Source organism: Rhodococcus sp. NPDC003318 (assembly GCF_042879035.1).
GTDB lineage: Bacteria > Actinomycetota > Actinomycetes > Mycobacteriales > Mycobacteriaceae > Rhodococcus_G.
Map to the genome: position 1 here is coordinate 62,733 of NZ_JBIAOU010000002.1, position 11,370 is coordinate 74,102.

General features: G+C 68.1%; 10 protein-coding genes and 1 pseudogene. 10 read left to right on the forward strand and 1 reads right to left on the reverse strand.

Going from position 1 to position 11,370, the window contains the following annotated elements; all coding sequences use genetic code 11:
* The 9 genes and pseudogenes from ACFYVR_RS05520 to ACFYVR_RS05560 all read left to right on the forward strand — a co-directional run.
* Positions 1-324 (forward strand): annotated as a pseudogene (locus ACFYVR_RS05520) (hypothetical protein); the annotation flags it as partial.
* Positions 325-433: 109 nt separating this feature from the next.
* A complete protein-coding gene (locus ACFYVR_RS05525) occupies positions 434-1,375 on the forward strand; it encodes a Rossmann-like and DUF2520 domain-containing protein (protein ID WP_387470503.1) in 942 nt (313 codons plus the stop codon).
* Positions 1,372-2,301 carry a pantoate--beta-alanine ligase gene (gene panC, locus ACFYVR_RS05530; protein ID WP_387470505.1) on the forward strand — a complete coding sequence of 310 codons (930 nt, stop codon included), beginning with the start codon at positions 1,372-1,374 and terminating at the stop codon, positions 2,299-2,301. Before ACFYVR_RS05525 ends, panC begins: the two co-directional genes overlap by 4 nt.
* A gap of 17 nt (positions 2,302-2,318) precedes the next feature.
* Complete coding sequence (gene panD, locus ACFYVR_RS05535; RefSeq protein WP_387470507.1) at positions 2,319-2,759, forward strand: aspartate 1-decarboxylase; 441 nt, start codon at positions 2,319-2,321, stop codon at positions 2,757-2,759.
* A 2-nt stretch (positions 2,760-2,761) separates the two neighbouring features.
* Positions 2,762-3,577, forward strand: coding sequence for a type III pantothenate kinase (locus tag ACFYVR_RS05540; protein WP_387470509.1), 816 nt, complete (start codon positions 2,762-2,764; stop codon positions 3,575-3,577).
* A 173-nt stretch (positions 3,578-3,750) separates the two neighbouring features.
* Complete coding sequence (locus ACFYVR_RS05545) at positions 3,751-4,320, forward strand: cysteine dioxygenase (protein WP_387470511.1); 570 nt, start codon at positions 3,751-3,753, stop codon at positions 4,318-4,320.
* Positions 4,317-4,739, forward strand: a complete 423-nt coding sequence (locus ACFYVR_RS05550) for a rhodanese-like domain-containing protein (RefSeq protein ID WP_387470513.1) — start codon at positions 4,317-4,319, stop codon at positions 4,737-4,739. Before ACFYVR_RS05545 ends, ACFYVR_RS05550 begins: the two co-directional genes overlap by 4 nt.
* 67 nt (positions 4,740-4,806) lie before the next feature.
* The gene (lysS, locus tag ACFYVR_RS05555) at positions 4,807-6,315 is read left to right on the forward strand and encodes a lysine--tRNA ligase (RefSeq protein WP_387470515.1); all 1,509 of its coding nucleotides are present in this window, start codon (positions 4,807-4,809) and stop codon (positions 6,313-6,315) included.
* 122 nt (positions 6,316-6,437) lie between these two features.
* On the forward strand, positions 6,438-6,785 hold the full coding sequence (locus ACFYVR_RS05560) for an Lsr2 family protein (protein WP_387470517.1): 348 nt from the start codon (positions 6,438-6,440) through the stop codon (positions 6,783-6,785).
* A 218-nt stretch (positions 6,786-7,003) separates the two neighbouring features.
* On the opposite strand, the gene ACFYVR_RS05565 is transcribed toward ACFYVR_RS05560, so the two are convergent.
* Positions 7,004-7,999, reverse strand: coding sequence for an Acg family FMN-binding oxidoreductase (locus ACFYVR_RS05565; RefSeq protein WP_387470519.1), 996 nt, complete (start codon positions 7,997-7,999; stop codon positions 7,004-7,006).
* Between the two features lie 585 nt (positions 8,000-8,584).
* On the opposite strand from ACFYVR_RS05565, the gene ACFYVR_RS05570 reads away from it, so the two are divergent.
* Positions 8,585-11,131: an ATP-dependent Clp protease ATP-binding subunit gene (locus ACFYVR_RS05570; RefSeq protein ID WP_387470521.1), complete on the forward strand. Its 2,547-nt coding sequence runs from the start codon at positions 8,585-8,587 to the stop codon at positions 11,129-11,131.
* The last annotated feature ends 239 nt before the right edge of the window (positions 11,132-11,370 follow it).

Here is an 11,370-nt window from a genome sequence, read left to right on the forward strand (position 1 = left end):
CCGAAGGCGGAGACCCCGAAGGCGGAGACCCCGAAGGCGGAGACCCCGAAGGCGGAGACCCCGAAGGCGGAGACCCCGAAGGCGGAGACCCCGAAGGCGGAGACCCCGAAGGTCACCACCCCCCAGGCCGAGACCGCGAAGTTCGACGCCGACGAGGCCCAGGCTCCCCGCAGGTCCCGGCGGCGAGCCGAGGATGCGGACGACGCCGAGGCGGGGTCGGGGGCGCACAGCAACGGACTGACGGTCGCGGAGATCATCGCCAACATGAAGGCCAGTGGCACCGGCTCCGAGGGCACCCGGTCGGGTCGTCGGCGTCGTGAGTGAGCCGTAGATCACTTTTTCGATCGTGGCGGCCGGTCGTGTGGGCCGACTATCCTCGCTGTGAACGTCCGGTACCCGCACTGCGGGACTGGAACGAACGAGAGGAACAACGGTGACCTCATCCGAGATCACTCGAGGTGGGTCCTGTCCGGACCCGGCGCCTGCACGATTGACGGTCGGTATCGTCTCGGCGGGACGCGTCGGCACCGCACTCGGTGCGGCGCTCGAACGAGTGGGCCACGTGGTCGTGGCGTGCTCCGCTGTCTCCGACGCCTCGGTGCGACGCGCCGAGCAGCGTCTGCCCGACTCCCAGATCCTGCCCGCGACCGATGTCGCGGCGCGTTGCGAACTGCTGATCCTGGCCGTCCCCGACGACGAACTCGCCGACCTGGTGCACGGCCTCGCCGTGACCGGCTCGGTCCGGTCCGGGACGATCGTCGCGCACACCTCGGGGGCCAACGGCATCGGAATTCTTGCGCCGCTGGCGCAGCTCGGGGCGGTGCCGCTCGCGATTCATCCGGCGATGACGTTCACCGGCCACGACGAGGACGTCAGCCGCCTGTCGTCGTCGTGTTTCGGGATCACCGCCGACGACGAGATCGGCTACGCCATCGCGCAGTCGCTGGTCCTCGAGATCGGCGGCGAACCCGTGCGAGTGCGCGAGGAGGTCCGGCCGCTCTATCACGCCGCCCTGGCGCACGGCAGCAATCACCTGGTCACGCTGGTGTCCGACGCGGTCGCGGCGCTGCGGGTCGCGCTGTCCGGGAACGAACTGTTCGGGCAGCAGACCGTCGACGGCGATCCGGGCGGGGTGGCCGAGCGGGTCCTGGCGCCGCTGCTCTCGGCCGCGCTGGACAACGCGTTGCGTCGCGGTCCGGCCGCGCTGACCGGTCCGGTGGCCCGCGGGGACCGGGCCGCCGTCGCCACTCACCTTCGGGTGCTGGGCGAGGTCGATCCGGACCTCGCCGCCGGCTACCGGGCACTGTCCCTGCGTTCGGCGCAGATCGCCGGGGCCGACCCGGCGTTGATCGAGATTCTGGAGGACCGAAGGTGAACGGCTACACGCGCGGCGAACTGACCGTGCACCACGAGCCCGCCGAACTGTCGAAGGTCACCAAGGCCCTGCGCGGCGTCGGCCGGCAGGTGGCGCTGGTGCCGACCATGGGTGCGCTGCACGCCGGGCACCTCGAGATCGTCCGGCAGGCCAAGCTGCGCGGCGCCGTCGTGGTGGTCTCGATCTTCGTGAACCCGCTGCAGTTCGCGGAGGGGGAGGACCTCGACGCCTACCCGCGCACCCTCGACGCCGACCTCGACCTGCTGCGTGCGGAGGGAGTCGAACTGGCCTTCGCGCCGACCGCGGCGTCGATGTACCCGAACGGGCAGCGCACGATGGTGCACCCCGGACCGCTCGGGTCGGAGCTCGAAGGGGCCAGCAGACCGACACATTTCGAGGGCATGCTGACCGTCGTGGCCAAGCTGTTGCAGATCGTGGCCCCGAACACCGCGTACTTCGGTGAGAAGGACTACCAGCAGCTCACGCTGATCCGGCAGATGGTGCGGGACCTGAATTTCGACGTCGAGATCTTCGGCGTGCCCACCGTGCGCGAACCGGACGGGTTGGCCCTGTCGTCCCGGAACCGGTACCTCGACGAGGCGCAGCGCGCCGCGTCCGCCACGATTTCCGCGGCGCTCGTCGCCGGCGCGCACGCCGCGGCCGGTGGCGCGGAGGCGATCCTCGCCACCGCACGCGAGGTGCTGGCGACGACACCGGGTATCGAGGTCGACTACCTCGAGGTCCGGGGCGTCGATCTCGGACCGGCGCCGGAACGTGGCGACGGGCGTCTGCTCGTCGCCGCCCGGGTGGGATCGACCCGCCTGATCGACAACGTCGGCGTCGCCGTCGGCACCGGATTCCTCGAGCGGGACACCGAACCCCGCACCCAGACCACGGCACCCGCCGACCACCGGATTTCCCGCTAGACCGTAAGGGGCAGCACATGTTTCGCACGATGATGAAGTCGAAGATCCACCGCGCCACCGTCACCCACGCCGACCTGCACTACGTCGGGTCGGTGACCGTCGACCAGGACCTGATGGACGCCGCGGACCTGCTCGAGGGCGAGCAGGTGTGCATCGTCGACATCGACAACGGTGCCCGGCTCGAGACCTACGTCATCGCCGGTGAGCGCGGCAGCGGTGTGATCGGAATCAACGGTGCCGCAGCGCATCTCGTCAATCCCGGCGACCTCGTCATCCTGATCGCGTACGGCGTGATGAACGAGCAGGAGTGCCGCGACTACAACCCGCGCGTCGTGTTCGTCGACGCCGACAACCGGCAGGTCGAACTGGGTTCGGATCCGGCGCACGCGCCGGAGGGATCGGGACTGATCACTCCACGGATGCTGAGCACCCTGGAAAACGCCTCGGCACTGGTGTAACCGTGCTGCTGGCGGTCGACGTCCGCAACACCACCATCTCGCTGGGACTGTTCGCCGGTGCCGGTGACCACTCGCGGTTGGTGCAGGACTGGCGCATGAGGACCGATCCGCGGATGACCGCGGACGAGTTGGCATTGATGCTCCGCGGACTTCTCGGGTCCCGGGTGGACGAGGTCGTCGGGGTGTCCGCGCTGTCCACCGTGCCGTCGGTGCTGCGCGAACTCCGGGTGATGCTCACCCGGTACTGGGGCCAGGTCCCGCACGTCGTCGTCGAGCCCGGGGTGCGGACCGGGGTGCCGCTGCTGGTCGACAACCCCAAGGAGGTCGGGGCCGACCGCATCGTCAACAGCCTTGCGGCGCATCACCTCTACGGTGGTCCGTGCATCGTCGTGGACTTCGGTGTCGCGACGTGTGTCGACGTGGTGTCCGCGAAGGGCGAGTTCCTCGGCGGCGCCATCGCCCCCGGTCTCGAGTCGTCCACGGACGCGCTCGCCTCGCACTCGGCCGCACTGCGCCAGTTCGAGTTGGTCCGCCCGCGTGCGGTGGTGGGCAAGAACAGCGTCGAGTGCATGCAGGCCGGCGCCGTGTTCGGCTTCGCCGGGTTGGTCGACGGTCTGGTGCGCCGGGTGCGCGCCGAGTTGCCCGCGTTCGCCGGTGACGACGTCACGGTGATCGGGACGGGCGACAGCGCGCCGTTGGTGATGCCGGAATCCGAGACCGTCGCGCATCTCGAACGGGATCTGGCGCTGGAGGGGCTGCGGATCGTGTACGAGCGCAACCAGGCCCGTCGTGCGGCCAGGCGTTCGCCCGTGGTGTGACCGGACTCGTCACAACTTCGCTCGGACACTTTGCCGAACTGCGAATTTGTGTCACACTGGTCGACGTGATTGCTCGCATGGTTGCTCAGGAGTGTTGTCGAGGCTGACCGCCGCCTCGACTCGGTTGGGGCACGTCCACAAGCCTCGATCTCTCACCTCCTGGAGTCTCTTCCATGCTTTCCACTTCCGTGGTCTCCTCACCCATATCTGTTTCCTCGGCTCGTCCTTCCGTGTCGCCGAGTCGTCTCCGTCCGGCCGACCTGCTCCGCATCACCGACCAGGGTGCGCAGGACGTGCTCGACGGCCGGTTCGCGGACCTGCTGCCGGACGGTGGTCGCTTCCCGGCCTCGGAGCGTTGGTCCACCCGACTGCACGCCGACGACGACGTCGACGTCTGGCTGATCAGCTGGGTTCCCGGGGAGGCGACCGAGCTCCACGACCACGCGGGTTCGCTCGGGGCGCTCACCGTTCTCAGCGGCACCCTTGCCGAATACCGTTGGGGTGGTGCCGAACTCAAGTACCGCACCCTCGGCGCCGGCGATCAGGCGTCGTTCCCGCTCGGCTGGGTGCACGACGTGATGCAGGCGCCCGACACCACCGCCGGCCCGGAGCTGCCGACCCTGAGCGTCCATGCGTACTCGCCACCACTGACCGCGATGTCGTACTACGAGGTCACCGATCAGGGCAGCCTGCGCCGCACCCGCACCGAGCTCACCGATTTCCCGGAAGGACTGTCGGCATGACCATCGACGAGATGCTCGAGAAGGCCCGCAGCACCTACCGCCGCATGTACGTCTTCGAACTCGAGGACGCCGTCGCCCGCGGGGCGAAGATTGTCGACATCCGCCCGCAGGCGCAGCGTGACCGGGAGGGCATCCTTCCCGGCGCGCTCGCGATCGAGCGCAACGTGCTCGAGTGGCGACTCGACCCGGCGAGCGACGCGCGTATCGCCCTGGCCGCCGACCACGACGTCGAATGGATCGTCATCTGCTCCGAGGGTTACACGTCCAGCCTCGCGGCAGCGGCGCTGCAGGAGTTGGGTCTGCGCAACGCCACCGACCTCGTCGGGGGCTATCAGGCGATCAAGGCGGCGGGCCTGCTCGGCGTCGCGGTCCGGGCCCGGCACGTGGTGCGCGAGACCGACACGGTCGCCGCGCACTGAGTGGTCGTGGCCGGTCGGGAAGGCCGACCGGGCCGCCCGACACCGGGTGGCATTACCCTGGTCAATCGTGAGTGATGTAGCCACCGACCACGACGACACCCCCGAGCAGCTTCGCATCCGCCGCGAGAAGCGGGAACGAATCCTGGACCAGGGGCTGGAGGCGTATCCCGTTTCGGTGGCGCGCACCCATTCCCTGGCGCAGATCCGCGCCGACCATCCGGATCTGGAACCGGACACCGCGACCGGTGTGCAGGTCGGCGTGGTGGGCCGGGTCATCTTCGTGCGTAACACCGGCAAGCTGTGCTTCGCGACCCTCCAGGAGGGCGACGGGACCCAGCTGCAGGCCATGCTGAGCCTGGCGAACATCGGTGAGGACGCGCTCGCGGCGTGGAAGTCCGACGTCGACCTCGGCGATTTCGTGTTCGTGCACGGTGAGGTGATCAGTTCCCGTCGAGGCGAGCTGTCGGTGATGGCCGACTCGTGGCAGATCGCGTCGAAGTCGCTGCGTCCGCTGCCCGTCGCGCACAAGGAGATGAACGAGGAATCCCGGGTTCGGCAGCGCTACGTCGACCTGATCGTGCGTCCGGAGGCGCGGGAGATGGCCCGCAAGCGGGTCGCGGTGGTGCGAGAGCTGCGCAACGCTCTCGAGCGGAGGGGCTTCCTCGAGGTCGAGACGCCGATGCTGCAGACCGTCGCGGGCGGCGCCGCGGCCCGGCCGTTCGTCACGCACTCGAATGCACTCGACATCGACCTGTACCTGCGGATCGCGCCGGAGCTGTTCCTCAAGCGGTGCGTGGTCGGCGGAATCGAGAAGGTCTTCGAAATCAACCGCAATTTCCGTAACGAGGGCATCGACTCGACGCACTCCCCGGAATTCGCGATGCTCGAGACGTACGAGGCGTACGGCACCTACGACGATTCGGCGACGATGATTCGCGAATTGATCCAGGAGGTCGCCCAGCACGCGCTCGGGACGCAGGTCGTCACCCTCGCCGACGGCACCGAATACGACCTGAGCGGTGAGTGGAAGACGATGGAGATGTATCCGTCGCTGTCCGCGGCCATCGGTGTCGAGGTCACCCCCGCCACCACGGTGGACGAACTGCTCGCGCTGGCCGCAAAGGTGGGGCTGGAGGTGCCGAAGGACAAGGGCTACGGTCACGGCAAGCTGGTCGAGGAACTCTGGGAGCACCAGTGCGGTGACCAGCTGCACGAGCCGACGTTCGTCCGCAACTTCCCGGTCGAGACGTCCCCGCTGACCCGGCAGCACCGGTCCCTGCCGGGTGTCACGGAGAAGTGGGACCTCTACGTCCGTGGTTTCGAGCTGGCCACCGGATACTCGGAGCTCGTGGACCCGGTCATCCAGCGCGAGCGATTCGTCGACCAGGGGCGACTGGCCGCGGCCGGCGACGACGAGGCGATGGCCCTCGACGAGGAATTCCTCACCGCGATGGAGCACGGCATGCCACCGACCACCGGCACCGGCATGGGAATCGACCGACTGTTGATGGCATTGACCGGCCTGGGAATCCGGGAAACCATCCTGTTCCCAATTGTTCGACCGTCCGCTCGCTGATCACTTTCGAAATCGAATTTCCTCATTCCCGACATTCGTCGTCGTAGGTTCGGGGGTACACTCGCAAAATCCGGTGCAGGGTGCACGGAATGCGGGAAATTCATTCGAAGGGAACTCGGTTCATGGCGAAGAAGGTCACCGTCACACTGATCGACGACGTGGATCAGGAGTCGGCAGCCGACGAAACGGTCGAGTTCGGGCTCGACGGTGTCACATACGAGATCGACCTTTCCTCCGAGAATGCCGGCAAACTGCGGGAGCAGCTCGCGGAGTGGGTCACCCACGCTCGCCGGTCCACCGGGCGGCGTCGCGCGGGCAAGCCCACCCCTGCGGCCACGAAGTCCCGGGTGGCGGTCGATCGGGAGCAGAGCGCGGCAATCCGGGAGTGGGCGCGCCGTAACGGGCATCCGGTGTCCGCGCGCGGGCGTATCTCGGCGGAAATCGCGGAACTGTACAACAAAGCAAACTGACCAACCGGAATTTTTCTCGTTCGTTTCCCTGCTCCGCACGCAGGTGCCCGGTCGGTCCGGCGTGGGCCGGACACGAACGAGAGAAATCGGCGGGACCTGCTCACGGGTCCCGGAAATTGTTTCGTGGTATTGCGTTGCGATAGCGGCGGTTCGTGCGGACGCCGACCCCTTCCGTTCCCCGTCAATTCCGGGCCGGTGTTCCGCTCGAACTCGAAAGCTCACGCGAAGGTCAGGACCTGCGACACGGATCGGCGTGGGGTGTCGTTCATGGGAGCGGGGTGGGTCGGTGTCCCGACCCGGATCAGCAGTTGCGGCACACCGGCGTCCGGGGCGAGTTCTCTGATGACCTCCCGACTGCGGTCGACGTCGGTCAGGTGGGTCAGCGTGCACGTCGCCAGTCGCGCGATCGTGGCCTCGAGCGTGATCGCGGACAGCGCCTGCCCGCAGCGAATCCAGTCCGCCGGTTCGTCGCCGGGGGTCCCGAGCATCAGCACGGTCGACGCGTCGGCGCGGTCGGCGCCGGTCTCCACCACCGTGGGCGCCGCCGACGGCCGCGGGGTGAAGGGGTCGGGGAACGCGCGTCCGACCGAGACCATCGCGCGCTCGTTCGCCGTCGCGAGGGCGGAGTCGGGGATGCCGTCGGTGTCGAAGTCGTGGCCGGCCCACCAGCGCAGCTCCGCCTGGTAGGAGGCGTCGTAGCGGCGTACCGCCGAACTGAGCTCGGTCGCCTCGACGAGCGCGGGCCGGGCGTCCTCGGGCAGTACCGTCACCGTCACGCCCGCGCCCGCCGCGGCGCGCAGCCGCTCGGCGGTCAGGGGGTCCGGTAGCGGCGAGAACGCGGTGCGATCGGTGCGCCGTCGCCGGATTGCGGCGAGCAGGTCGAAGTCGTGCGACCGGGGCTGCGCGTCGCGGGTGAAACGCACCGACGCGACCTGTCGCGATCCGTCCGCCCGGGGGAGAAGGTCGATGTGCGTGCGCCAGCGCAGCGACGCCATCGCCACCGTCAGGTGGTGCAGTGCGGCGCCGCAACTGATCAGCAGTTGCCGACCGCGCGGGTCGGCGGCGACGAGGAGCCGGGCGGGGTCGGCGTACAGGTCGAGCCGACCGGCGTCGTACCGCCACTGCCACGGCTGGCTGTTGTGCACGGACGGGGCCCGGCACGCCAGGTCCACAGCGGTGCGTACGACATCGGTGTCGGGAATGGTGGCGTCCATGGCGTGGTCCTCACGTTCGTCCTGAGATCAGTGTCGACCTGCCGGTATCGGCTCACTAGGGTCGATGGTCCCGAGTTCCGACGCGGGATCGTCGGCACTGTCGGCCGAGTGGAGTGAGGGCCGATCTTCACCGTTCCCCGGCCTTGGGATGCGGTCATCCCCACGGGATGCCGGAGTTGCCGCACCACCTCGACGCACGCCTCCCGGATCCCGGTCCCGGCGACGTCGAGCGCCTCCTCGACGAGCCGTCCGACCGAGCCCTCCCGATCCATCGCTTCGACCAGTCGGTGGGCCCGGCCCTGACGCCTGCTGGTCGTGGTGGCCCGGCAAAACAGCGTCGCCAGGACCGGGTCCGCAGTGCCCCGCGGCGGCCTTCTGCGGCGGGTGTGGTCCCGTGTTCGCTGTTGGCGTAGCGGCGAACGGAAACGAAAGACCTGGGTACCGCGTTGTGACGGGTAGGCGTGCAGACTGTCCCCGTCTTCAATGGGATGGAGGCGGCGCAGGTCGCATCACCGGCCACTACAGTGGAGGTGCGGCTCGTAAATCCCGCTGGGGATCTGCCCATAAAGAACGTGAGGGAGAGCGATGTTCGAGAGGTTCACCGACCGCGCGCGGCGCGTTGTTGTCCTGGCCCAAGAAGAGGCCCGGATGCTCAATCACAACTACATCGGCACGGAACACATCCTGCTCGGCCTCATTCACGAAGGCGAGGGTGTGGCGGCGAAGTCGCTGGAGTCGTTGGGTATCTCCCTCGAGGGCGTGCGCAGCCAGGTGGAAGAGATCATCGGCCAGGGCCAGCAGGCTCCGTCCGGTCACATCCCGTTCACCCCGCGCGCAAAGAAGGTTCTGGAGCTCAGCCTGCGTGAAGCGCTGCAGCTCGGTCACAACTACATCGGTACGGAGCACATTCTGCTCGGTCTCATCCGGGAAGGCGAAGGCGTCGCCGCCCAGGTGCTCGTCAAGCTCGGCGCCGACCTGAACCGGGTCCGGCAGCAGGTCATCCAGCTGCTGTCCGGCTACCAGGGCAAGGAGCCGGCCGAGTCCGGCAGCAGTCGGGGCGAGGCGGGCACCCCGTCCACGTCGCTGGTCCTCGACCAGTTCGGACGCAACCTGACGCAGGCCGCGCTCGAAGGCAAGCTCGACCCGGTCATCGGCCGGGCGAAGGAGATCGAGCGGGTCATGCAGGTGCTGTCCCGGCGCACCAAGAACAACCCGGTGCTGATCGGTGAGCCCGGTGTCGGCAAGACGGCCGTCGTCGAGGGTCTGGCCCAGGCGATCGTCAACGGCGAGGTCCCGGAGACCCTCAAGGACAAGCAGCTGTACACCCTCGACCTCGGTTCGCTGGTCGCGGGCAGCCGCTACCGCGGTGACTTCGAGGAACGCCTCAAGAAGGTCCTCAAGGAGATCAACACCCGCGGGGACATCATCCTGTTCATCGACGAGCTGCACACCCTGGTCGGTGCCGGCGCGGCCGAGGGCGCCATCGACGCGGCCTCGATCCTCAAGCCGAAGCTGGCCCGCGGTGAGCTGCAGACCATCGGTGCGACCACCCTGGACGAGTACCGCAAGTACATCGAGAAGGACGCCGCACTCGAGCGCCGGTTCCAGCCGGTGCAGGTCGGCGAGCCGACGGTCGAGCACACCATCGAGATTCTCAAGGGTCTGCGCGATCGCTACGAGGCACACCACCGCGTCTCGATCACCGACGGTGCACTGGTCGCGGCGGCGACCCTCGCGGACCGCTACATCAACGACCGCTTCCTGCCGGACAAGGCGATCGACCTGATCGACGAGGCCGGCGCCCGGATGCGCATCCGCCGGATGACCGCTCCGCCGGACCTGCGCGAGTTCGACGACAAGATCGCCGACGCACGCCGGGAGAAGGAGTCCGCGATCGACGCGCAGGACTTCGAGAAGGCCGCGAGCCTGCGTGACAAGGAGAAGACCCTCGTCGCGCAGCGCGCCGAGCGGGAGAAGCAGTGGCGCTCCGGTGACCTGGACGTCATCGCCGAGGTCGACGACGAGCAGATCGCCGAGGTCCTCGGCAACTGGACCGGCATCCCGGTGTTCAAGCTCACCGAGGAGGAGACCACCCGTCTGCTCCGCATGGAGGACGAGCTGCACAAGCGGATCATCGGCCAGGAGGACGCCGTCAAGGCGGTCTCGAAGGCGATCCGCCGCACCCGCGCCGGCCTGAAGGATCCGAAGCGTCCGTCCGGCTCGTTCATCTTCGCCGGCCCGTCCGGTGTCGGTAAGACCGAGCTGTCCAAGGCGCTGGCGAACTTCCTGTTCGGCGAGGACGACGCGCTCATCCAGATCGACATGGGCGAGTTCCACGACCGCTTCACCGCGTCGCGGCTGTTCGGTGCTCCCCCCGGATACGTCGGCTACGAGGAGGGCGGCCAGCTCACCGAGAAGGTCCGCCGCAAGCCGTTCTCCGTCGTGCTGTTCGACGAGATCGAGAAGGCGCACCAGGAGATCTACAACACCCTCCTGCAGGTGCTCGAGGACGGCCGTCTCACCGACGGTCAGGGTCGTACGGTCGACTTCAAGAACACCGTGCTGATCTTCACCTCGAACCTGGGCACCGCCGACATCTCGAAGGCCGTCGGACTGGGCTTCTCGTCCGGTTCCGGCAGCGAGTCGAACTACGAGCGGATGAAGAACAAGGTCCACGACGAGCTCAAGAAGCACTTCCGTCCCGAGTTCCTCAACCGCATCGACGACATCATCGTGTTCCACCAGCTGACGCAGGAACAGATCATCGAGATGGTCGACCTGATGATCGGTCGCGTCGAGAAGCAGCTGAGGAACAAGGACATGGAGATCGAGCTGACCGAGCAGGCGAAGTCGCTGCTCGCGAAGCGCGGCTTCGATCCGGTGCTGGGTGCGCGGCCGCTGCGTCGCACCATCCAGCGCGAGATCGAGGACCAGCTGTCGGAGAAGATCCTCTTCAACGAACTGGGCCCCGGTCAGATCGTGCTCGTCGACGTCGAGGGCTGGGACGGCGAAGGTGCCGGCGAGAACGCGAAGTTCACTTTCGCCGGAACCCCGAAGCCGGTCAAGGTTCCCGATTCGCCTGCCGAGGCACTGGCCGGCGCCGGCGAGGCCGACACCGCCTCCGGCGAGTAACACCCGCATCAACCGCGACGCCCCGCACGCAGCAGCGTGCGGGGCGTCGTCGTTTTCGGCGCATCGCCCCTGTGCACACCCTTTTTCTCCGCCGCGCACCCGTTGTGTACGCGCATCACCCCTGTGCACACGCGAAAACGTGTGTGCTGTGAGCAGTCCCCGACCTCGACGCCGGACACGGCATCCGGCGTTTCGCGTCGACTTCCGTGGCGGGACGGGCAGTCGTGGTGTCCACTTGA

Coding starts and splice junctions, on each gene's coding strand:
- panD (WP_387470507.1), top strand. CDS start 2,319: ATGTTTCGCACGATGATGAAGTCGAAGATCCACCGCGCCACCGTCACC.
- ACFYVR_RS05570 (WP_387470521.1), top strand. CDS start 8,585: ATGTTCGAGAGGTTCACCGACCGCGCGCGGCGCGTTGTTGTCCTGGCC.
- ACFYVR_RS05545 (WP_387470511.1), top strand. CDS start 3,751: ATGCTTTCCACTTCCGTGGTCTCCTCACCCATATCTGTTTCCTCGGCT.
- ACFYVR_RS05550 (WP_387470513.1), top strand. CDS start 4,317: ATGACCATCGACGAGATGCTCGAGAAGGCCCGCAGCACCTACCGCCGC.
- ACFYVR_RS05560 (WP_387470517.1), top strand. CDS start 6,438: ATGGCGAAGAAGGTCACCGTCACACTGATCGACGACGTGGATCAGGAG.
- ACFYVR_RS05565 (WP_387470519.1), bottom strand. CDS start 7,999: ATGGACGCCACCATTCCCGACACCGATGTCGTACGCACCGCTGTGGAC.